The organism is Pseudarthrobacter sp. NIBRBAC000502772, from assembly GCF_006517235.1.
Taxonomy (GTDB): Bacteria; Actinomycetota; Actinomycetes; order Actinomycetales; family Micrococcaceae; genus Arthrobacter.
The window spans coordinates 2,742,445-2,763,975 of sequence record NZ_CP041188.1; the positions used below are offsets into that span (position 1 = coordinate 2,742,445).

General features: G+C 64.9%; 17 protein-coding genes. 3 read left to right on the forward strand and 14 right to left on the reverse strand.

The window, feature by feature from the left end; translation table 11 throughout:
* Positions 1 to 10: 10 nt before the first annotated feature.
* Both NIBR502772_RS12615 and NIBR502772_RS12620 read left to right on the forward strand, forming a co-directional pair.
* Positions 11 to 979 carry a glycosyl hydrolase family 32 gene (locus tag NIBR502772_RS12615; RefSeq protein WP_141140460.1) on the forward strand — a complete coding sequence of 323 codons (969 nt, stop codon included), beginning with the start codon at positions 11 to 13 and terminating at the stop codon, positions 977 to 979.
* 8 nt (positions 980 to 987) lie between these two features.
* Entirely contained in the window at positions 988 to 3,225 is a 2,238-nt protein-coding gene (locus NIBR502772_RS12620) for an alpha-galactosidase (protein ID WP_141140461.1), read from the forward strand.
* 9 nt (positions 3,226 to 3,234) lie between these two features.
* Here NIBR502772_RS12620 and NIBR502772_RS22430 read toward each other — a convergent pair whose 3' ends face one another.
* Positions 3,235 to 3,381 carry a hypothetical protein gene (locus NIBR502772_RS22430; RefSeq protein WP_168223539.1) on the reverse strand — a complete coding sequence of 49 codons (147 nt, stop codon included), beginning with the start codon at positions 3,379 to 3,381 and terminating at the stop codon, positions 3,235 to 3,237.
* Between the two features lie 240 nt (positions 3,382 to 3,621).
* Between NIBR502772_RS22430 and ppk2 the strand changes: the two genes are divergently transcribed.
* On the forward strand, positions 3,622 to 4,557 hold the full coding sequence (gene ppk2 / locus NIBR502772_RS12625) for a polyphosphate kinase 2 (RefSeq protein ID WP_141140462.1): 936 nt from the start codon (positions 3,622 to 3,624) through the stop codon (positions 4,555 to 4,557).
* 788 nt (positions 4,558 to 5,345) lie between these two features.
* On the opposite strand, the gene NIBR502772_RS12630 is transcribed toward ppk2, so the two are convergent.
* The 13 genes from NIBR502772_RS12630 to NIBR502772_RS12690 form a co-directional block, all read right to left on the reverse strand.
* Entirely contained in the window at positions 5,346 to 6,566 is a 1,221-nt protein-coding gene (locus NIBR502772_RS12630; protein ID WP_141140463.1) for a nitrate/nitrite transporter, read from the reverse strand.
* Positions 6,567 to 6,582: 16 nt separating this feature from the next.
* On the reverse strand, positions 6,583 to 7,383 hold the full coding sequence (narI, locus tag NIBR502772_RS12635) for a respiratory nitrate reductase subunit gamma (protein ID WP_141140464.1): 801 nt from the start codon (positions 7,381 to 7,383) through the stop codon (positions 6,583 to 6,585).
* A gap of 2 nt (positions 7,384 to 7,385) precedes the next feature.
* Positions 7,386 to 8,006, reverse strand: coding sequence for a nitrate reductase molybdenum cofactor assembly chaperone (gene narJ, locus NIBR502772_RS12640; RefSeq protein WP_141140465.1), 621 nt, complete (start codon positions 8,004 to 8,006; stop codon positions 7,386 to 7,388).
* Positions 8,003 to 9,715, reverse strand: a complete 1,713-nt coding sequence (gene narH / locus NIBR502772_RS12645) for a nitrate reductase subunit beta (RefSeq protein ID WP_141140466.1) — start codon at positions 9,713 to 9,715, stop codon at positions 8,003 to 8,005. The genes narJ and narH overlap by 4 nt, the downstream gene beginning before the upstream one ends.
* On the reverse strand, positions 9,715 to 13,425 hold the full coding sequence (locus tag NIBR502772_RS12650) for a nitrate reductase subunit alpha (RefSeq protein WP_141140467.1): 3,711 nt from the start codon (positions 13,423 to 13,425) through the stop codon (positions 9,715 to 9,717). Before NIBR502772_RS12650 ends, narH begins: the two co-directional genes overlap by 1 nt.
* A 253-nt stretch (positions 13,426 to 13,678) precedes the next feature.
* Positions 13,679 to 14,104, reverse strand: coding sequence for a pyridoxamine 5'-phosphate oxidase family protein (locus NIBR502772_RS12655; protein ID WP_141140468.1), 426 nt, complete (start codon positions 14,102 to 14,104; stop codon positions 13,679 to 13,681).
* A gap of 467 nt (positions 14,105 to 14,571) precedes the next feature.
* Positions 14,572 to 15,591 carry a beta-ketoacyl-ACP synthase III gene (locus NIBR502772_RS12660; protein ID WP_246848502.1) on the reverse strand — a complete coding sequence of 340 codons (1,020 nt, stop codon included), beginning with the start codon at positions 15,589 to 15,591 and terminating at the stop codon, positions 14,572 to 14,574.
* Positions 15,592 to 15,634: 43 nt separating this feature from the next.
* Positions 15,635 to 15,910 carry an ion channel gene (locus NIBR502772_RS23110; protein WP_141140469.1) on the reverse strand — a complete coding sequence of 92 codons (276 nt, stop codon included), beginning with the start codon at positions 15,908 to 15,910 and terminating at the stop codon, positions 15,635 to 15,637.
* Between the two features lie 21 nt (positions 15,911 to 15,931).
* Positions 15,932 to 16,171: a hypothetical protein gene (locus NIBR502772_RS12670; RefSeq protein WP_141140470.1), complete on the reverse strand. Its 240-nt coding sequence runs from the start codon at positions 16,169 to 16,171 to the stop codon at positions 15,932 to 15,934.
* A 54-nt stretch (positions 16,172 to 16,225) separates the two neighbouring features.
* Positions 16,226 to 17,965, reverse strand: coding sequence for a cytochrome c oxidase subunit I (gene ctaD / locus NIBR502772_RS12675; protein WP_141140471.1), 1,740 nt, complete (start codon positions 17,963 to 17,965; stop codon positions 16,226 to 16,228).
* The gene (locus NIBR502772_RS12680; protein WP_168223540.1) at positions 17,962 to 18,681 is read right to left on the reverse strand and encodes a bifunctional 2-polyprenyl-6-hydroxyphenol methylase/3-demethylubiquinol 3-O-methyltransferase UbiG; all 720 of its coding nucleotides are present in this window, start codon (positions 18,679 to 18,681) and stop codon (positions 17,962 to 17,964) included. Before NIBR502772_RS12680 ends, ctaD begins: the two co-directional genes overlap by 4 nt.
* A 276-nt stretch (positions 18,682 to 18,957) precedes the next feature.
* Complete coding sequence (locus tag NIBR502772_RS12685) at positions 18,958 to 20,679, reverse strand: SulP family inorganic anion transporter (RefSeq protein ID WP_246848503.1); 1,722 nt, start codon at positions 20,677 to 20,679, stop codon at positions 18,958 to 18,960.
* The gene (locus tag NIBR502772_RS12690) at positions 20,676 to 21,056 is read right to left on the reverse strand and encodes a metalloregulator ArsR/SmtB family transcription factor (protein WP_141140472.1); all 381 of its coding nucleotides are present in this window, start codon (positions 21,054 to 21,056) and stop codon (positions 20,676 to 20,678) included. The genes NIBR502772_RS12685 and NIBR502772_RS12690 overlap by 4 nt, the downstream gene beginning before the upstream one ends.
* Between the last annotated feature and the right edge of the window lie 475 nt (positions 21,057 to 21,531).

The window sequence follows — 21,531 nt, forward strand, 5'->3', positions numbered from 1 at the left end:
GTGCATTACTTTGGCCTTCAGCCTCAAAGACTCATGGGTGTGGGACTTCTGGATCGCCGACGGTGGCGACACGTTCCATATGTACTACCTCCACGCCCCCAAGAGCCTGGGTGACCCGGCTCTGCGGCACCGCAATGCCCGGATCGGCCACGCCACCTCACAGGACCTCATCGTGTGGGAACCCCAAGGCGTGGTCCTGCAGCCTGACGATCCGGCGGCGTTCGACGCAACCTCTACCTGGACGGGCAGCGTGGTCCAAGGCCCGGACGGGGTGTGGCGGATGTTCTACACCGGCGCCCGCTTTTATGACACCCACAACATCGAGGCCATCGGTGTTGCGACGTCCCCGGACCTTTACACCTGGACCAAGCAACCCGCCGTCGTGCTTGAACCTGACCGCCGCTGGTACGAACGATACGGTGATAGCAGTTGGCCGGAAGAAGCATGGCGGGACCCGTGGGTCTTCGCCGATCCGGACGGCGATGGCTGGCACATGCTGATCACCGCCCGCGCGAATGAGGGTGAGGACGACAACCGCGGCGTCATCGGCCACGCAGTCTCACCCGACCTCTCTTCGTGGGAAGTCAGGCCACCCCTCAGCAAGCCAGGCTCCGGATTTGGGCACCTCGAGGTTCCCCAAACCGTAGTGCTGGACGGCAGGACCCTCCTTTTGTTCTCGTGCGGCGTGGATACGCTTTCGGCCAAGAAAGCCGCAGGGTTCGACGGCGGCGGCATCTGGAGCCTCGAAACCCACCATCTCAGTGGTCCCTTCGACGTCGCATCCGCCGCCGTAGTCACCACGGCACCGCTCTATAGCGGAAAACTCGTCCAGGACAGGTCCGGCCAATGGCTCATGATGGCCTGCCATGACGCCAACAGCGATGGCACGTTCGACGGCTTGGTGTCCGACCCCGTGCCGGTCCACTGGGATCCCGCAAGCGGCAACCTGACCACCGCTCCATCACCCAAGAACTCATGAGGACTTCCATGCCGACCGACAACCCAGGGGCCATCCTGCACCTGACAGCAGGTGGAGTGTCGGTCGTACTCGACGCCACGAACGGGCAATTGCCGGCAATTGTGCACTGGGGAGAGCAACTGCCCGTGCTGACTGCCGAAGAAGCCAGGACAATGGTGGGAGCCAGTACTCCTGTCACGGGCTCCAGCACCGTCGACGTGCCACCCCGGCCTGGCCTCTTGCCTGGACAGGACTCAGGCTGGATGGGGCGCCCAGGACTGCGTGGGTCCTTCGACGGTATTGGGTGGTCACCGAAATTCCGGGTCCACACTGTGGCCCTAAATGGCGCACCAGTGACGGGGTTCGCATCAGCCGGAGCAGGTCGGGTGCTGGTCAGCGCAATCGACGACGCACAGCGGCTGCGCCTTGACCTGACATTGGACCTGCTTCCCGGCGGGCTGATGCGCAGCCGGGCGAATCTGTCCAACCTGCACGACAAGACGTACGCGCTCGAGGATGTCTCCTTGGCCTTCCCGATTCCTGCTGAGGCAACTGAATTGCTCGATTTCGCGGGAAATCACAACTTTGAACGGGTTCCGCAGCGCGGAACCCTGCGCACAGGGACGCACCTCCGTGAGAACCGAAAGGGCCGGACCGGCTCTGACAGCGCCTTCATTCTGCATGCTGGAACTCCTGGATTCGGATTCGGCAACGGCGAGGTCTGGGCCGTCCACACGGCATGGAGCGGAAACCACCATCATTTCGCGGAACGCTTTTTCGGCGATCAGCTGCTCGGCGGCGGAGAACTGCTTCTTCCCGGCGAAGTCCGGTTGGGCCTCGGTGATACCTATCAGAGCCCCTGGGTTTACGCCTCCTACGGGACGGGCCTTGACGCCGTCGCCAGGCGTTTCCATGCCCATGTCCGGAGCCGCATTTCTCCGGTCTCCGCCGATCGCCCCGTGACTCTGAACGTTTGGGAAGCCGTCTACTTCGACCACGAAGAAGAAAAACTCATCGACCTGGCGGAACGTGCCGCTGCCTCCGGCGTTGAGCGCTACGTGCTCGACGACGGCTGGTTCGGTTCGCGCCGCGATGACACCTCAGGATTGGGTGACTGGGTTGTCTCTCCGGATGTGTGGCCAGCCGGACTACACCCGCTGGTGGACCGCGTCCACGAACTGGGGATGCAGTTCGGACTATGGTTCGAACCCGAGATGGTCAACCCGGACAGCGATGTGGCCCGCGCCCATCCGGAATGGATCATGGCGGCCCGCAAGGATTGGCCCGTTGAATCGCGCAGCCAGCAGGTCCTGAACCTCGGCATCCCTGAGGCGTACGCGCACGTCAAGAAGCAGATCCTCGCGCTCCTGGCCGAGTACAAGCTGGACTACATCAAATGGGACCACAACCGCGACCTCATCGAAGCCGGAAACCAGCTGGAGGGTGGACGTCCAGGCGTCCACCGGCAGACACTGGCGTTCTACGCGCTCCTGGAGGAGATCCGTTCGGAACATGCCGGACTGGAGATTGAGTCGTGCTCGTCCGGGGGAGCCCGAGTGGACCTCGGCGTTCTGGAGCACACAGACAGGGTATGGGTGTCGGACAACATCGACCCCCACGACCGGCAAACAATGCTCCGCTGGACAACGCAGCTACTGCCACCCGAATACATGGGATCACACATTGCATCAGGCCGTTCCCACACCACTGGTCGCCAACACGACCTGGCGTTCCGCGCAGGCACCGCCGTCTTCGGACACCTTGGTGTCGAATGGGACCTTGCCACCGCCAGCGACAAGGAACTCGACAGTCTGCGCCGGTGGATCTCCTTCTACAAACAAGAACGCCGGCTCCTGCTCACCGGGGACGTGATCCGCATGGACGGTCCCGATTCCAAGGTGATGGTGCACGGAGTCGTCAGTCCGGATCGCTCCGAAGCGATCTTCGCGCAAGCGGCCCTGGACAGCCTTTACCCTGACCCTGCCGCGCGCCTCCGCTTCCGGGGACTCGACGCTGAGGCGAGGTACCAAGTGGCACCAGTCTTTATCGGACCAACACCATCCGGACTTGTGCCGCCGGAATGGTGGGGCCAGCCGACGTCAGCCGGAGTGCACATTGAACGGACGTCGCTGCGGGCAACCGTCCAGGACGACGTGAGTTTCCCGGGCGCTGTGTTCGCAGGCAGTTCGCTGGAAAAGGTTGGTGTCGCGTCTCCCAGAATTCACCCCGACCAGGTGGTCGTGTATCGGCTGACCAAAGTCGCCTAAGCCAGCCACTCACGAAAGTGCTACGGCGGCACCCACCTCAGTGCCGCCGTCGGGAGTTGTAGCCATCTCCCAGGCCATCTCGGGGAACCAGTTCATCGTGCGGGGCTGGCGCCTGCCGTTCCTGGTGAGTGTGCTGCTGGCCGCTGCGGCCTTCATATGCTCCGAGGAGCCGCAGCCAGACGGGGGTGAACAGGCTCGCGTAGGGCACCAATGCCGCCGGCATGAATGGAATCCAATCCGTCAAGAACAACGCCAACAGCGCCACCACGGTGGAATTGGCCAGGGCCCAAGCCGGAGATGTCAGGCAGGCCTGTCCGGGCGAAAATGACCTGCCTGGCACGCCTATTGTCCTGTTAGACTGCGGGCGACACTTCGCGGCGCCATAGGGAGGCCCGGATGGTGGAGGAAGGGCAACCGTGGACCCCCGAGGACCCGTGGTGGGTCAGGGATAATCTTCGCCACGCCATCGACCGCCTCGTCGAGCTGGGATACACAGTCCGCGGCGGGCAAGGCGAGGACCCGGAGCTCATCGACCCCGGCGGCTCGGCTGTTGAGACGTGGCGGGAGGACTACCCCTACGACGAGCGGATGACCCGCGAGGCCTACGAGGCGGAGAAATACCTCCTGCAGATCGAACTCCTCAAATTCCAGTACTGGGGCCAGGACCGCGGTCTCAAGAATGTGATCGTTTTCGAGGGCCGCGACGCGGCGGGCAAAGGAGGGACAATCAAGCGCTTCACCGAGCACCTCGATCCCCGCTCCGCCCGGACCGTCGCGCTGGGCAAACCGTCGGACCGTGAACAGGGCCAGTGGTACTTCCAGCGATACATCCAGCACCTGCCCACGGCAGGTGAAATCGTGATGTTCGATCGCTCCTGGTACAACCGTGCGAACGTCGAACGCGTCATGGGATTCTGCACCGACGCGGAATACCAGGCCTTCATGACGCAGGCGCCCGTCTTCGAGGAAATGCTCGTCAACTCCGGGATCCACCTGAATAAGTTTTGGTTTTCCGTGACCCGCCACGAGCAGCGCACCCGCTTCGCCATCCGCCAGATCGACCCCGTCCGGCGCTGGAAACTCTCGCCCGTGGACCTTGCCTCCCTGGACCGGTGGGAGGCCTACACCGAGGCCAAAGAGCAAACCTTTCTCCGCACCGACACAGATCACGCACCCTGGATCACCATCAAATCCAACGACAAGAAGCGCGGACGTATCAACGCCATGCGCTACTTCCTAAATCAGTTCGACTACGACGGCAAGAACACCGCAGTTGTCCACGACCCCGACCCGCTGATCGTGCGCCGAGGCCGGATAGCCGTCGGCGACTGAACTTCCGCCTTGGAATCCATTCGTTCGGGCCAGCTAGCAGGCGCATCCCAAAGTGCGCTGACCCATCTGCACGATATCTCGATCCACTCGGCCGGTGCACGAGGTGTGGCCTTGGCGGGTCGCTTTTGAGGGGCAGGCACCAATTTCGCCAATCACTCGGCCCGTTTTTCCAAGCGGGCCGCGGTATCGTGTGTCGCTCGGCTGTTCGGAATGGCCGAACGTCGAAGTTGTGGGCGAGCGCACGCGTACAGCCGGGCGATCAAGGCTGGGCTACGCGCAAGTAGGGCGCCGATTGCTGCACGGTGAATGCCATCAGCGTTCGTTGGCTGAATCAGGTCCTCGGCTATCTCAGTGGGAAGAGAACCATTTCGGCATCCTTTTCAACCACGTGCCAGCGGAAGGGCCCGGCCTCCTGCCAGTCAGTCTCCACAAGGCGATCCGCACTCTCAAGAACGGTACCGAACGTCCATTTGTTGAATACAGCATGACCTATTGAGAAGGTTCCACCCGGTCTGTCTCAATTTAGATGGCATTTTCGCGCGTCAACGTGGCCAACCAAATTGAGACAGGGCACCACCCGCATCTGCTCCCACTCGTTTTTCAAGATGGCTGTGGAAGACGCATTTTGAGACGACTGGAGGACACGCGCAGGCTTGAACTGTGACGCACGCAATACCCTGGACCTCGTGATGAGGACCAACGAGGATGTTCCGGACCAGCTGTTCACCGAAAATAACGGGAACAGCGACTCAGAACGGCAAGGGTTCGATATCGGCCGCTCATCTGACTTACGCCGAGACAGGCCGCTTCGAGGGACCACGCAACGCTAGCGGAGTAAAGAGCAAGGCCACCAGGGCGGTGGCCACGAGCAGCATAAGGCCGATTGAGTAGCTGTGGGTCGCGGCGTCGTACGTTGCCCCCATGACAAGGGGCGGAAAGTACCCGCCCAGGCCGCCCGCTGCGCTGACCACGCCGCTGATGCTGCCGACCTTGCCTTGCGGCGCAAGCACCCCCACCCAAGCGAAAACTCCTCCGGCGCCTAAGCCCAGGGCTGCTGCCATCGCCACGAAGGTCAGGCCTGCGGGGACTTCGCCGTCGGGCTGCAAGTTCACCACCCAGGCCAGCACCGCGACGCCGGCGAGCGAGGTGACCACGACGGGTTTGGGCCCCGTCTTGTCCGCGAGCACACCACCGATTGGCCTGGCCAAAACCGCGGCGAGGGCGAACCCGGCTGTGCGGGCGCCGGCCCCAGCGGGGTCAAAGCTGTAAACATCCCGCAGGTAAGTTGGCAGGTAGGTGGCGAAGGAGACGAAGCCGCCGAAGACGACAGCGTACAGGAAGCACATCTTCCACGTGACTGGTGTCCTGGCGGCCTCAATGAGCTTGGGGAGAACGGGGGCATTGTTGCTGGTCCAGTCCGGTGATTCCTTTATGAGGAACCAAACGAGGCCGGCCATGCCTGCCAGGACCGCGGCGATCAGCAGGTGTGTGGGGAAGTACCCGATCCAGGCCACCAACCGCGGATTCAGGAACGCGGCAAGGGCCGTTCCGCCCATTCCGGCGCCGAACACACCGGTGGCAAAGCCTCTCCGCGAAGGTTCGTACCAGCCGCTCACGAACGGAATCCCGACAGCGAATACGGTTCCCGCCACCCCGAGCAGCAGTCCGGCGCCGAGGACCAGGGCAAATGAGTTGATGGTTCCGCCTACAGCGACCAGCAGGATCGGCAGGATGGACGCCAGCAGCACGAAAGTGAACATGGTACGGCCCCCGTGCTTGTCCGTGAGGGCGCCGACGGCGATCCGTCCCAGCGAGCCGACGAACACGGGCATGGCCACGAGCACGCCGGTGGATGCCGGATTCAGGTGGAGGTTTTGTGTGTAGAACGAGCCCAACGTGGCGACGGAGTTCCAGGCCCAGAAGCACACCACCGAGGCTGAGGTGGCGAGCACCAGGTTGAGTGTCCGGCCAGCGGGGGCGGACTTGGGAAGCGACACTGATCCGGCCACGGTTTCCTCCTTCAGCTCAACGGCTGCGGGTATCTCTGTCCTTGGTTCCCACCGGCGACCAGCCTCGCCGCACCGGGGTGCTGGAAGTCCTGTGCTTGTCCCGGGAGCGGTAGACGATGTAGGGCCGGAAGAGGTAGTGCAGCGGCGCCGTAAACGCGTGCACCAGCCGGGTGAACGGCCAGATCACGAACAAGGCCATGCCTATCAGGGTGTGCAGATGGAAGGAGAACGGCGCTGCCGCCATGGCCCCGATGTCCGGCTGGAAGACAAAAAGGGAACGGAACCACGGAGCCACCGTTTCGCGGTAGTTGTGCCCGTGCTCGCCCTCAAACACACTGGCCAAGGTTGTCCAGAGCCCGAAAACGATGGCAGCCGTCAGCACGACGTACATCGTCTTGTCATTTTTCGTGGTGGCCATAAAAACCGGCCCCGTGGTGCGGCGGCGGTAAATCAGCAGGAGGATCCCACCAAGCGTTCCGAGTCCTGCGATGCCGCCCACCAGCAGGGCGTTGAAATGGTAGAACTCCTGACTCATCCCCACTGCCTGCGTCCAGGCCATAGGGATGACAAGTCCGAAAAAGTGCCCGGCGATCACGGCAAGCAGACCGAAGTGGAACAGCGGCGACGCAATGCGCAGCAGCCGGGATTCGTAGAGCTGGGAGGACCTCGTGGTCCAGCCGAACTGGTCGTATTTGTACCGCCAGATGAGGCCTCCCACCAGCACCACCACCATGACGAACGGCAAGACGCCCCACAGCACAATGTCCAGGGCGGAGAGTTCGGCGGCGGAGCTGGGCTCGGTTTCGAAAGTCAGCATGGTCAGGCCCCCTTCACGGGCAGCAGCCGCGGATCGTAGGGGTCCAGGCCCACGGCTTCGGTGGGCGGACCGTAACCGGCCATCCGCATGACGGCCTGCTCGTCGGCGGGGGATTTCCCGGGCAGGGTGGCGCAGATGGCCTGGAGGATGCACGCATGCGGGAGTTCGTCCCGCAGCAGGCCAAAGCGGAGCATCTCAAGGCTCGCGCGGTACCGGATCAGCAAGTCACGCCCCGCCGCTAAGTCCACCAGTGCGGCGTATTCCAGGACCATCGGCAGGTAGTCAGGCAGTTCTCCGTGGGTGTCCACCAGGATGTCGCTTTGACGGTAGGCCTGTTTGAAGGCGCCCAGGACTTCGCCGCGGCGCCGGGTATCCCCGTCGGTCCAGTAGGACAAGTGGAGGGCATGGCGCCGGCCGAGGTCGAACTCGCGAACATAGTGGGCCTGGATCTCCATGGGCGGCGTGGATTCCAGCCGGTGCAGGACCTCCTGGAAGTCCGCCACGGTGCCGGGAAACTCGGCCAGCGCGGCGCGCATCAGCGGGACCCGGCCGATGAGTTCCTCGTCCGGGTAGGACAGGCACCAAGCTGCCGCGAGGTAGAGGACCTGAAGACGTCGGGTCACGGCTGCTCCCCCGATGCCGGGGTTCCGGCCGCGCCGCCGGTTGCCCTGGGAAGCGGAGGCTTCTCCGGGAACAGCCCCGAAGGGGCGCCGGTACCGTCCCAGTTAAGCAGGTTTACCCTGCCGCGCAGGGTGGTTTCGCCGGGCGCGGAGCCGGAGGTCTGCCGGTCCCGAAGTGCGTTGAAAGTCTCCACCGCCACCGGGACGGGCCTTCCGCTGGCCTCACCGAACGGTGAGGAGTCCTGCATGCCCGGGCCCCCGTCGAAATCAAGTGAACAGCCCATCTCCTCAAGGTCATGGGCTTGTTCAACGTGCGCCTTCGGGATCACGTAGCGTTCCTCATACTTGGCGATCGCCATCAGCCGGTACATCTCGTACATGGTTTGGCTGTCCATGCCCACAGCCTCCGGGATGGAGTCGTCGGGGTCGTTGCCCATGCTGATGCCGCGCATGAAGGAGCGCATGGCCGCGAGCTTCTTCAGCACTGCTGTGACCCGGTCCGCGTCCCCGGCGGTGAAAAGTTCCGCGAGGTACTCCACCGGGATCCGCAGCGCGTCGATGGCGCCGAACAGATTTCCGTGATCCTCGCCGTCGTGCCCCTGGTCCCGCAGCAGGTCCACCACCGGCGAAAGCGGCGGCACGTACCAGACCATGGGCATGGTCCGGTATTCGGGGTGCAGCGGAAGTGCCACTTTGTAGACCTTGGCCAGGGCGTAGACCGGCGAGCGCCGGGCGGCATCGATCCAGTCCTCCGGGATGCCCTGGGCCCGGGCCTCAGCCTGGACCGCGGGATCGTTCGGATCCAGCAGTACGTCCATCTGGGCGTCGTAGAGCTCCTGGGGGTCAGTGACGGACGCCGCAGCGGTGACGGCATCGGCGTCGTACAGGAACAACCCCAGATACCGCAGCCTCCCCACGCAGGTCTCCGAGCAGACCGTCGGCAGCCCCACCTCCACCCGTGGGTAGCAGAAGGTGCACTTTTCGGCTTTGCCTGTCTTGTGGTTGAAGTAGATCTTCTTGTAGGGACACCCTGTGACGCACTGCCGCCAGCCGCGGCACTTGTCCTGGTCCACCAGGACAATCCCGTCCTCCACCCGTTTGTAGATGGCGCCGGAGGGGCAGGAGGCCATGCAGGACGGGTTCAGGCAATGCTCGCAGATCCGCGGGAGATAGAACATGAAGGTCTGCTCGTACGCGAACTTGATCTTGTCCTCGGACTCGCGGCGGACCTTTTCCACGATCGGGTCCAGGTGGCCGTATTCGGCGGAGCCGCCCAAATCATCGTCCCAGTTCGCCGACCACGTGATTTTGGTGTCCTCCCCGGTGATCAGGGACTTGGGCCGCGCCACCGGGAAGTCGTCGCCCAGCGGCGCGTCCACAAGGGTCTTGTAGTCGTAGGTCCAGGGCTCGTAGTAGTCCTTGAGCTCGGGCTGGATCGGGCTGGCGAAGATTCCCAGGAGCTTCTTCACCCGGCCGCCGGCCTTGAGCACCAGCTTGCCGCGCTTGTTCAGCTCCCAGCCGCCCTGCCATTTCTCCTGGTCCTCGTAGCGGCGCGGGTACCCCTGCCCGGGGCGCGTTTCGACGTTGTTGAACCAGACGTATTCGGTGCCCGCGCGGTTGGTCCAGGCCTGTTTGCAGGTCACGGAACAGGTGTGGCAGCCGATGCATTTGTCCAGGTTCATGACCATGCCCATTTGAGCCATAACACGCATCAGTACTGCACCTCCTGTGAACGACGGCGGACGGTGGCAACCATGTCGCGCTGGTTTCCGGTGGGGCCAAGGTAGTTGAACGCGTAGGCCAGCTGGGCGTAGCCGCCGATCAGGTGCGAGGGTTTGACCAGCAGCCTGGTTACGGAGTTGTGGATACCGCCGCGCCGGCCAGTCGCCTCGGACTTCGGCACGTCGATGGTGCGTTCCTGCGCGTGGTGGACGTAGACCACACCGGCGGGCATCCGGTGGCTGACGATCGCCCGGGCCACAAGGACGCCGTTGATGTTCACGCACTCCACCCAGTCGTTGTCCTTGACCTGGATGGCGGCCGCGTCGGAGGGGCTCATCCAGACCGTGGGCCCGCCGCGGGACAGTGAAAGCATCAGCAGGTTGTCCTGGTATTCGGAGTGGATGGACCACTTGGAGTGCGGTGTCAGGTAGCGGACCACCACCTCCATGGCCCCGTCCTGGCCGAGCTTCGGCTCACCGAAGAGGCGGTGCATGTCCAGCGGTGGCCGGTATATCGGCAGGGCCTCGCCGATATCGATCATCCAGTCGTGGTCCAGGAAGAAGTGCATCCGCCCGGTCAGGGTGTGCCAGGGCTTGAGTCGCTCGACGTTGATGGTGAACGGGGCGTAGCGGCGGCCCCCCGTTTCGGAACCGGACCATTCCGGCGAGGTGATCACCGGTACGGGACCGGCCTGGGTCTGGGCGAAGGTGATGAACTTTTCTTCGGAGCCTTCGGACAGGTCCGCCAGTTTCCGGCCGGTGCGGACTTCCAAGTCCTTGAAGCCCTGCACGGACAGGGCGCCGTTGGTGGTGCCGGAGAAGGCCAGAATGGCCTCGGCCATTTTCGCGTCGGTGTCGATCGCTGGGCGGCCGTCCGCGGCGCCGCCGAGCATCACACCGTTGGAGCGGCTGAGCCTCTCCAACGGGCCGGCGAGTTTGTAGGTGACGTTCTTGACCGTGAAGCCCAGTTTGTCGGCGAGCGGCCCGACGGCGGCGAGCTTGTCCGCGATGGCGGTGTAGTCGCGCTCGACCATGGAAAAGATGGGCATGTTCTGACCGGGAACCGCGGGGATAGACGTGTCCCGCCAGTCCCGGACTATCCCGCCGGGCTGGGCGAGCTGGCCGGGGGTGTCGTGCTGCAGCGGCACGCTGACCAGGTCCCGGCGGACGCCCAGGTGGGTTTTCGCCAGGCGGGAGAACTCCTGGGCCAGCAGGTGGAAAGTGTCGAAATCCGTCTTGGTTTCCCAGGGCGGGTCGATCGCGGGGCTGAAGGCGTGCACGAAAGGGTGCATGTCGGTGGACGACAGATCGTGCTTCTCGTACCAGGTGGCGGCCGGGAACACGACGTCGGACAGCAGTGTGGTGGAGGTCATCCGGAAGTCCGCGGAGACCAGCAGGTCCAGCTTTCCTTCCGGCGCCTGCTCATGCCATTTCACGTCCTTGGGCTTAAGCCCTTCGGCGTGGTCTTTCAGGACATTGTTATGGGTTCCCAGCAAGTTGCGGAGGAAGTACTCATTGCCCTTGGCGGAGGAGCCGAACAGGTTGGAGCGCCACAGCACCAGCGTCCGTGGCCAGTTCTCCGGGGCATCGACGTCTTCGATCGCTGGATTCAGTGTGCGGTTTTTCAGCGCGTCCGCTATGTAGCTGGGGGTGTCCTTCGCGGTGCCGGCAGCGACTGCGGCTTCCGCCTCGTCCGCAAGGTCCAGCGGGTTCCGGTCGAACTGAGGATAGAACGGCATCCAACCGAGCCGCGCGGACTGGGCCAGCGCGTCTGCGGTGTGCATCCCGTCCAGGGCTCCGGTGGAGAGCGGTGACTTCAGGGCGTCCGCGGAGTAGCCGTCCTGGCGCCACTGGTCCGTGTGCATGTACCAGTACCCGGTGCCGATCATGGTCCGCGGCGGCCGGGACCAGTCCAGGGCATTCGCCAGCGACACCCAGCCTGTGGCCGGCCGGGTCTTTTCCTGGCCCACGTAGTGCGCCCAGCCGCCGCCGTTGCGGCCCATGCAGCCGGTCAGCATCACGAGGGCCAGGACCGCCCGGTAGGTCGTGTCGCCGTGGAACCACTGGCAGATCCCGGCGCCCATGATGATCATGGAGCGGCCCTTGGACTGCTCTGCGTTCCGGGCAAACTCGCGGGCCACCCGGATGCAGGCCTGCGCCGGGACGGACGTGATCTCCTCCTGCCATGCCGGAGTGTAGGGCGTCGAGGCGTCCTCGTAACCCGTGGCCCAGTCACCCGGGAGCCCTTCGCGGCCGACGCCGTACTGGGCCAGCATGAGGTCGAACACGGTGGTGACCAGCCGGCCATCGACCTCGAGGACCGGCACTCCGCGCCTCAGCACGCTACCGGCCCCGCCGGCGTCTTCGAAGCAGGGCAGCAGGATCTCCGCGCTTTCCCCGGAGACCTCGCGCAGCGACAGTGCGGGCTCGATCCCCTCGAGGTCCAGGTTCCATTTGCCCTCGCCGCTGCCCGAGTAGCGGAAGCCCATCGAGCCGTTGGGCACGGCGGGGAGCCCGGTCTTCTTGTCGAACAGCACGGTGCGGAACGCCGCGTCCTCGGCCCCGGACTCCAGGGTGAGGTCCTTGGCGGTGAGGAATTTCGACGGCGTGAGGGAACCGTCGTCGCGCCTTTCCAGCCGGACCAGAAAGGGCAGGTCAGTGTACTGGCGAACGTAGTCGGAAAAGAAGGGCACATCACGGTCGATGAAGAATTCCTTGAGCATGACGTGCCCCATGGCCATCGCCAGCGCGGCGTCCGTTCCGGCTTGCGCGGGGAGCCATTCGTCGGCGAACTTCGTGTTGTCGGCGTAGTCCGGGCTGATGGTCACCACCTTGGTGCCGCGGTAGCGCACCTCGGCCATCCAGTGCGCGTCCGGGGTCCGGGTCACCGGGACGTTGGAGCCCCACATCATGAGGTAGCCCGCGTCCCACCAGTCGCCTGATTCCGGGACGTCGGTCTGGTCGCCGAAGACCTGCGGGCTGGCCACGGGTAGGTCGGCGTACCAGTCGTAGAAGGACGTCATCACCCCGCCGATCAGCTGAATGAAACGGGTCCCCACAGCGTGCGAGACCATGGACATCGCCGGGATAGGCGAGAAGCCGGCGCAGCGGTCCGGGCCGTAGGCCTTGATCGTGTTCACGTGCGCGGCGGCCGCGATTTCGATCGCTTCCTGCCAGGACACCCGCACCAGGCCGCCCTTGCCGCGGGCCTGCTGGTAGCGGCGCCGCTTTCCCGGGTCACCGGCAATCTCGGCGAAGGCCAACACCGGATCGCCCAGCCGGGCCTTCGCCTCGCGGTACATCTCCACCAGCACGCCGCGGGCGTACGGGAACCGAACGCGCGTGGGCGAGTAGGTGTACCAGGAAAATGCCGCCCCGCGCGGACAGCCCCTCGGCTCGTATTCCGGACTGTCCGGCCCCACCGAGGGGTAGTCCGTCTGCTGGGATTCCCACGTGATGATGCCGTCCTTGACATACACCTTCCAGGAACAGGAGCCTGTGCAGTTCACCCCGTGCGTGGAGCGGACCACCTTGTCGTGGCTCCACCGGTCGCGGTAGAAAATATCGCCCTTGCGGCCACCCTCCCGGAACACAGCCCTGCCATCGTCGGTCTGGTCCCATTTCGTAAAAAAACGGCCCAGCTTCAACATTGCATCCGAGGCGGGCCCATCGAGCCCCGCTACAAAAGGTCCGGCAGCCATGCGCACACACTAAGTGATAGGCTGCGTCCCGCGCTAGGGGGGATGCATGTCGCGTTGCTCCTGTTGATGGTCAACCGGCATACAAACGTTCTGTAGACAACATAGCTCGGAGCTTTAGCGGCACCTGATGATTTCGCGTTTGCTGAGGTCTGCCGACGGAGGGCCAAGATGACCACAGATTTGGCTAGCGTTTCCCCGCCTCTATTGGCCAGGTACGCCGAGGCCGGGTGCGATGCAGTCTAGTCGGAATGCGTTAGAACCGTTCCGGCTGCTCGCCAAAGTTGAAGTGCCGCCCGCTGATCCGCGACGGTTTGATTTCGACATAGAAGTCTTTGAACGTGGGCACCCACGTCTTCAGGTTCAGTGCCTCCGCATCGGCGATCTCCTGGCCCAGGGTAAGCGCGCGGGCCGTTCCCTTGACCACTACGCTCCAGGCTTCCTCGCTGGTGATGCCGTCGGCTTCGAGGAGCACGTTCTCATTGATAGTGAGTTCGGCGAGCTTAGTGCCCGGGGCAGTGCGCAGCAGCAGGACGCCGTCGTGGGCGCGGTAGTTGATCGGGAATATATCGGTCTCGCCTGCGGCGGTCAGAACAATGCGCCCATGCTGGGTGTGTTCGAGGAGCTTCCAGGACTGCTCTTCGTCAAGGATAAGGATCGGATCATCGTGTATGAACAACATGTCCCCCATCTTTCTACGGTTCGTAGAAAAATGTAAGGGATTTTCCTGGTTACATTCCCCAAGGCGCCGCGCGAGTCGGCCGTGCCATTCATTGCCCCGTCCGAGTGCAGGCGACTTCGGAAACTGACAGCGGCAGAATTCGACTTCGGTACGTCCTCCAGTCGGATGTCCACCACGGCACCGTCCGGCCGTAGGCTCAGGACCTGCGGCAGGGTTTCGCTGCGGAACCGGCCGTGTGCGTTGGCCTGAACCTTTCATTGTCCCGAAGTACCCGAGCCCCCTCGCGAACGGAAGGCAGGCGGGCCAGAATCATATGATGCCCGGTACGGGTGTTGTTGAAGGGCTGGCTTCGTTTCCTGATGATTCTGTTTCTTCCTCGTCCTGAATCGTCGCCGTGCCCATAAAAGTTTCGGTACTTCGTTTGGCCGTGAGTGCCGAAGGTCCTGCCCCGGCACTGTTCTCGGCGGTCAGGAGAGGTCCGGGTCGCCTGCCGGGGGAGCAGCTGCGGTGTTCCGAGGGGTGCGGATGACCTGGCCGGCGAAGGCGAAACCGCCGCCGAATCCGAAGAGCAGGGCCGGGCTGTCCGGGGGGACTTCCCCGGAGCGGACGAGTTTGGCAAGTGCGATCGGGATGCTGGCTGATGAGGTGTTTCCGGAGTGGATCACGTCGCGGGCGGTAATTGCCCGGGGGATGCCGAGCTGGTCAGCAAGGGGTTCGATGATCCGCAGATTCGCCTGGTGCGGAATGAACGCGGCGAGGTCCTGAGGGCGGATTCCTGCCAGTTCGCAGGTGCGGCGTGCCAGTTGCGCTGCCTGTGTGATGGCCCAGCGGTAGACAGTGAGGCCCTCCTGTTCCAGGTGCAGGGAGGGTTCTTCTATTCTGACTGCCTGTGCGAGGGCAGGTATTGAGCCCCAGTGGACCGGCCCTACCCCGGGTTCGTCGGTGGCAGTCAGGAGTGCCGCGCCGGCACCGTCTCCGACCAGGACGCAGGTGCTCCGGTCGGCCCAGTCAGTGAAGGCGCTGAGTTTTTCCGCTCCGATGACCAGCGCCGTGGTCGCGGACCCGGCCCTGATCGCCTGATCGGCGATGGCCATCGCATGGGTGAAACCGGAACAGGCGGCGTTGACGTCGAAAACGGCTGGCGAGCCGGCGCCGATGCTGGCTGAGACCCGGCCTGCGGTGCTGGGGGAGCGGTCCTTGGCCGTGACGGTGGCAACGATGATCAGGTCCAGGTTCCCGGCGTCCATCCCGGCGTGCTGAAGGGCGTCCTGTCCGGCCCGGATGGCCATGTCGGCCACGGATTCGGCATCGGCGATGCGGCGCGTTTCGATGCCCGTCCTGCTGCGGATCCAATCGTCACTGGTGTCCACCATCAGGCTCAGCTCACTGTTCGTCAGGATCCTGGCCGGTTGGTAGGATCCGACGCCGACGACACGGGATCCGCGGACAGGCGGGTCCGGCATACTGCGGGGCAGGGACGGGTTCATGGGTGGCTCCTGGGTCTGGGTGCGGTACGGCATGACGGGCCCGTCAGCGCCGGTGAGTGGGAACGTGTTCGGCGCCGGCATGCCCCAGGGAAGGGGCATTGAGCTGGTAGATGCAGGCTGTTAGTTCTTTGATGCGGGCGGTGAGCCGGGTGAGTTCTTCGTGAGGGGCTTCGGCGGCGGCGGTTTCAGCGGCGACAAACCGGCCAAGCTCCGTGACGAGGTAGAAATTGCTGTCGCCGACCGTCGTGATAGTGGCCACGGCCCACCAGAGGGCTTCGCCGAAAGTGGTGATGTTCGCTCCGGGGGTGTTTTGCTCCACGCCAGGCGCAGGGGACCGGGCTTACGAGTCGTGTACCGCATGGTTGTTCTCCGCGGAGGGAACGGTGCTGCGCCTGCGGAGCGTGTCGAACAGTTCGCTCAGGCTCATGTTGGCAGCCGCTGCGACGTCGGCGGGGGACATCCGTGCCGCCATCGCCTCGCACATGGCCTGGACGAGCCCGTCGTGGGCCTGGTCGGTCTGGAACTGGATCATTTCCAGCTCCGCCGAAGCGGACCAGATGTTCCTCAGGTATTTGTCCATGGCTGTCCTCCTGTGGGCGGGCGGGTCGGGGATATGGCAGAGGCCGGGAGAAGGTCAGACTTTGATGTCGGGGGAAGGGACATCCCGTTCTCCGATATCTGCGGCACCCAGGGCGGCCGCGGCCGGCGTCCGGGCGGTGTCGTGTGTCCGAGGGGCCAGTTCAGGGTGGTGCAGGTCAAGGGCCGGGCGTTCGGAGCGGATTCGCGGCAGGGACGTGAAGTTGTGGCGCGGCGGCGGGCAGGACGTGGCCCACTCCAGGGAGGCGCCGAAGCCCCACGGATCATCCACCTCCACGTTTTCCCCGCGGCGCCAGGTGATGTGGATATTCCAGAAGAACGGGATCAAGGACGCGCCAAGGAGGAAGGAAGAGGCGGTGGAGAACTGATTCATCACGGCGAAGTTGTCCTGCGGAAGGTAGTCTGCGTAGCGCCTGGGCATGCCCTCGACGCCGAGCCAGTGCTGGATGAGGAAGGTGCCGTGGAAGCCCAGGAAGAGCATCCAGAAGTGGATCTTTCCGAGGCGCTCGTTGAGCATCTTGCCGGTCCACTTGGGCCACCAGAAGTAGAAGCCGGCGAACATGGCGAAGACGACGGTGCCGAAGACGGTGTAGTGGAAGTGTGCCACCACGAAGTACGTGTCGGAGACATGGAAGTTCAGTGGCGGGGAGGCCAGGATGATGCCGGTCAGGCCGCCGAAGAGGAATGTGACGATGAAGCCCAGGCTCCAGAGCATGGGCGTTTCGAAGGTCAGCGAGCCGCCCCACATGGTGCCGATCCAGTTGAAGAACTTCACGCCCGTAGGTACGGCGATGAGCATGGTCATGAAGGCGAAAAACGGCAGCAGCACCGAGCCGGTCACGTACATGTGGTGTGCCCACACAGTCACGGACAGGGCTGCTATGGAGATGGTCGCGTAGACGATGCCCTTGTAGCCGAAGATCGGCTTACGGCTGAAGACCGGGAAGATCTCGGAGACGATGCCGAAGAACGGCAGCGCGATGATGTAGACCTCGGGATGGCCGAAGAACCAGAACAGGTGCTGCCACAGTACAGGTCCGCCGTTTTCGGGGTCGAAGATGTGCGCGCCGAAGCGGCGATCGGCGCCCAGCGCGAACAGGGCCGCGGCCAGGGGCGGGAAGGCCATCAGGATCAGGATGGCCGTGACCAGGGTGTTCCAGGTGAAGATTGGCATCCGCCACATGGTCATGCCCGGTGCGCGCATACAGATGATGGTAGTGATGAAGTTCACCGCACCAAGGATGGTGCCGAAGCCGGACAGGGCAAGGCCGAAGACCCATAGGTCACCACCGACCCCCGGGCTGAACGTGGTGTTGGACAGCGGCGCGTAAGCGAACCAGCCGAACGACGCTGCGCCCTGTGGTGTGATGAAGCCGGACACGGCGATGAGGGAACCGAAGAGGAAGAACCAGAAGGCCAGGGCGTTCAGCCGCGGGAACGCGACGTCGGGGGCGCCGATCTGCAGGGGCATCATGACGTTGGCGAACCCGGCGAAGAGGGGCGTGGCGAACATCAGGAGCATGATCGTGCCGTGCATGGTGAACAGCTGGTTGTACTGTTCCTTGGTCTGCAGGATCTGCATCCCGGGCTCGAAGAGCTCGGCCCGGATCAGCAGGGCCATTACACCGCCCAGGCAGAAGAACGTGAAGGACGCGATGAGGTACATGTACCCGATGGTCTTGTGATCTGTGGTCGTGATCCAGCTGACGACAATCTTGCCCTTGGACCTGGGAACCACAGAAACAGGGACCGTGGCGGTGCTGGTGCGTGCTGTCATGACGGGACCTCGCGGTGAGAGTGTTCGGTGGACGGAGACGGGTCTGGAGGGGGCGGGCAGCGGGCCAGAACGACGCAGTCCAGCGCGGGGCGGCGGGAACCGGGAACGGGCCGGGACCGGGTTCCGGCTGATTCAACGTACAGTCCGGCCCTCCGGGCCCAGGCGGCCACGCGGGCGCTGTCGTGCAGCACGGCTGCGGTCCGTGGCACGGAGGCGCTTTCGCGAAGGTCCGCCGGGGCGTGGCCGATGTACAGGAACAGACCCCCGGGGACCAGGCTCCGAGCGCTGCGGGCGATGGTTCCTTCGAGTTCCGGTCCGGGCAGGTGAAGGAAGGCAGCCAGGACCAGGTCCAGGCTCCCCGGGTCAGGGGTGTGGGCGGTGACGTCGGCCACCGACCAGGTGATCAGGCCGGTCACGCCCTCGGCGAAGGCACGTTCGCGTCCGATCGCCAGGGCCTCGGACGAAAAGTCCATGGCCTGCACGCGCCAGCCGCGGCCGGCCAGCCACACCGCGTGGCGCCCGTCCCCGGCCCCCAGGTCCAGCGCCCGTCCCGGGGCCAGTCCGTTGAGTTCTGAGCGCACCGACGAGCTGGCAGGGGCCCAGCCGTAGTCCGTTTCGGCGTACCAGCGGTTCCAGGCCGGGGCGTCGGCGGGGTAGCCGGGCCGGCCCCGCCCTGCGTGCTTCCACGCCGGCAACGGCATGCCGTCCACACTCATGGCCGGCTCCCATTCGGGCGCCGGGCGGCTGTTCCGTCTGAGCGGCGGCCCGCCCGGTTGTGGAGTCGGAAAACGGCGATCCCTGCGGGGATGCCGACGATCGGGCCGGTCAGTACCACCCCTGCCATCCAGGCCCGGCTCCCGGGCACTGTGACGAGTGCCGGGCCGTCGAGCAGAAGAAGGGCCGCCAGTCCGAAAACCATGAGGTACTGCGGCATGCGGTCCCGTTCCGGCCGGGATTGCCCGGGCGCTGTTGACGGCAATAGGTGCTCCATATCATTCATTGCGCGCCGTGGGCATGCCGGTGGCCTCCGCCGTGCCGGCGCCAGGTGCGGCGTCCTGTCCGGGGTTTTGTCCGGCGCGTTCGGCCTGGGCGCGGGCAACGTGGCTGCGGGCGTGTTCCACGGCCGGGGGCAGGTCCGCGAAGAGGTGTTTGTGGTGGCGCAGGGATTCCAGGACGCCGACCCGGGTGACCAAGGCCAGGTGGCGGTCCTGGATGCCTTTGATCAGCACGGTAATGCCGCGGCGTTCGAGGGCATTGACGATGTCGGTGATGACCCGGGCCCCGGTCGCGTCCAGGACTTGGAGCTGGGACATGCGGATGATGACGACATCGACGTTTCGGATCGTACTGACCCGGTCCAGGACGCGCTCGGCTGCGGCGAAAAACAGGGCCCCGTCGAGGCGGAAGACAGCGATGTGCTCATCCCCGTCCCGGGCGGGGCCGGGGATCTCTTCGCGATGCACGCCGCTGGACTTGACCAGGGCGCGCAGGGCGAAGAAGGAAGCGACGGCGATGCCGATTGCCACTGCCTCGATCAGGTCGAAGGACACGGTGATCAGGGCAGTGACGAAGAACACTACGGTGTCGGCCCGGGTTGAGCCGATCACGCTGCGCAGCGTGCCGAGGGAGACCATGCGGGTGGCGGTGACCATTAGAACCCCGGCCAGCGCCGCCAGCGGGATCCTCGAGACCGGACCAGTGGCCAGATAGACCACGGCCAGCAGCACCAGGGCGTGCGTGATGGCGGCCAGCCGGGTCCGTCCGCCGGAGCGGATGTTCACCGCGGTGCGGGCGATGGCCCCGGTGGCCGGCATGCCGCCGAAAAACCCGGATGCCACAGAGGCGAGGCCCTGGCCCAGGAGCTCACGGTCGGCGTCGTAGGGGCCGGTATCGGAGATCGACGCGGCAACCCGGGCCGAGAGCAGCGACTCGATCGCCGCCAGCGCCGCGATGGTCGCCGCCGGTGCGGCTAGGGCGGTCATGGTGCCCCAGTCCAGAGCGGGGATGACAGGGGCCGGCAGGGTGTCGGGCAGGGCTCCGATCCGGGCCACGGGCAGGTCGAGTACCTGGGCTGCGATGCTCGCCACGACTATGGCGACGAGGGAACCGGGGATCTGCGGGTGGATCCGGGGTGAAGCAATCATGATCACCGCGACCAGTGCCACCAGTGCCACTGGGGCCAGGAGTGCGGCTGGGGACGTTGTTGCGAGTCCCTGGACGGCCGAAACAGCGGCGTTGCTGCTCGGGCCGGCTTTGACGCCGAAAGCGGCCGGGACTTGCTGGAGGAAAATGATCATCGCAATCCCGAGGGTGAAGCCCTCGATGACAGGCCACGGCAGCAACGTCACGACTCTGCCGAGCTTCAGCACCCCGGCGGCGACGACGATGACCCCGGCGAGGACCGCCACGGCTGCCAGGGCCCCGCCGCCGTGCGTGGCGATGACCGGGCCCAGGACCACGACCATCGCCCCGGTGGGGCCGGAAACCTGGATGTTGGAACCGCCGAAGACGGCGGCAACTATGCCGGCGATGACGGCGGTGATCAGTCCGCTGGCCGCTCCGGCGCCGGAGCTGACCCCGAAGGCCAGTGCCAGCGGCAGGGCGACGATACCCACGGTGACCCCGGCGATGAGGTCGCCTTTCCAGGTGCGGGGCAGATCTGCATAGTCCTTCCACCCCGGCAGCAGCGCGCGCGCCGCCGTCAGTGCCTTCATTTTGAACTTCCGGCTGCCGCAGTCAGAGGGGACGTGGCGGCTGAATGTTCGAGCTGCTCACGGGTAGCGTGCAGGATGTCGTTGAGCAGCAACCTCGCCACGGACAGCAGGTCGGCGACCTGCGGGTACGCCAACGAATAGAACATCTGCAGCGCCCGCCGCTCCCCCCGGACCAGATGGTACCGGCGCAACACAGACAGGTGCTGGGACAGATGCGAGGCCTCCAGGCCCGTCGCCGCCAACAGCTCCGTCACCGACACCTCCGGAGCCTCACACAAGAGCTCCAGCACGCGGATCCGGACCGGGTGCGCCAAGCCCTTGAAAAGGTTGGCCTTCACCTCGTACAACGGTGCCCGGAAATCCGAGAATTCTTCCATGTCTGCCTCCCCGGCCGATCACAATAAACGCTTGCTTGACTACTTTATAGATCCATCATCCAATATAACAGGGGTCGGAGCATTTCGTCCCCGCCAGGTCCGGTTTCCACGGACCGGTCCGCTCCCGTTTCACACTGCGGAACGCGCCGGCCGGCGGGGGGAGCTGCCTGGTCGGGCTCCGCGCAGGCGACGCGGACCGGACCACGACCAGGCACCTCACGGTCAGTATCCGTAGGGCGCGGCACCGGCCTGACGACCTACGAATTTGGGACCGGCACCCCCGCACTCTGCACCGCCGCGGCGTCCCGTCCTGCGGGTGTGTTCGTCACGGCGCTCTTCCCGCGGGCCTCCCTGGCCGAGTTCGGGAGGACCGCGGTATCGCCGCCCCTGGTGACGCCGGGAAGCCTCGGGTGATGAGCGGACGCCCCGCGGATTTTTAACGGCACAACCCGGGCGCGGGCACCGTCCGAGACTA

What these genes read in the sequence shown, in the direction of transcription:
- NIBR502772_RS12620 (WP_141140461.1), top strand. Translation starts at nt 988, where the DNA reads ATGCCGACCGACAACCCAGGGGCCATCCTGCACCTGACAGCAGGTGGA.
- NIBR502772_RS22430 (WP_168223539.1), bottom strand. Translation starts at nt 3,381, where the DNA reads ATGAAGGCCGCAGCGGCCAGCAGCACACTCACCAGGAACGGCAGGCGC.
- ppk2 (WP_141140462.1), top strand. Translation starts at nt 3,622, where the DNA reads ATGGTGGAGGAAGGGCAACCGTGGACCCCCGAGGACCCGTGGTGGGTC.
- narI (WP_141140464.1), bottom strand. Translation starts at nt 7,383, where the DNA reads ATGCTGACTTTCGAAACCGAGCCCAGCTCCGCCGCCGAACTCTCCGCC.
- narH (WP_141140466.1), bottom strand. Translation starts at nt 9,715, where the DNA reads ATGCGTGTTATGGCTCAAATGGGCATGGTCATGAACCTGGACAAATGC.
- NIBR502772_RS12650 (WP_141140467.1), bottom strand. Translation starts at nt 13,425, where the DNA reads ATGGCTGCCGGACCTTTTGTAGCGGGGCTCGATGGGCCCGCCTCGGAT.
- NIBR502772_RS12655 (WP_141140468.1), bottom strand. Translation starts at nt 14,104, where the DNA reads ATGTTGTTCATACACGATGATCCGATCCTTATCCTTGACGAAGAGCAG.
- NIBR502772_RS12660 (WP_246848502.1), bottom strand. Translation starts at nt 15,591, where the DNA reads ATGAACCCGTCCCTGCCCCGCAGTATGCCGGACCCGCCTGTCCGCGGA.
- NIBR502772_RS12670 (WP_141140470.1), bottom strand. Translation starts at nt 16,171, where the DNA reads ATGGACAAATACCTGAGGAACATCTGGTCCGCTTCGGCGGAGCTGGAA.
- ctaD (WP_141140471.1), bottom strand. Translation starts at nt 17,965, where the DNA reads ATGACAGCACGCACCAGCACCGCCACGGTCCCTGTTTCTGTGGTTCCC.
- NIBR502772_RS12680 (WP_168223540.1), bottom strand. Translation starts at nt 18,681, where the DNA reads ATGAGTGTGGACGGCATGCCGTTGCCGGCGTGGAAGCACGCAGGGCGG.
- NIBR502772_RS12685 (WP_246848503.1), bottom strand. Translation starts at nt 20,679, where the DNA reads ATGAAGGCACTGACGGCGGCGCGCGCGCTGCTGCCGGGGTGGAAGGAC.
- NIBR502772_RS12690 (WP_141140472.1), bottom strand. Translation starts at nt 21,056, where the DNA reads ATGGAAGAATTCTCGGATTTCCGGGCACCGTTGTACGAGGTGAAGGCC.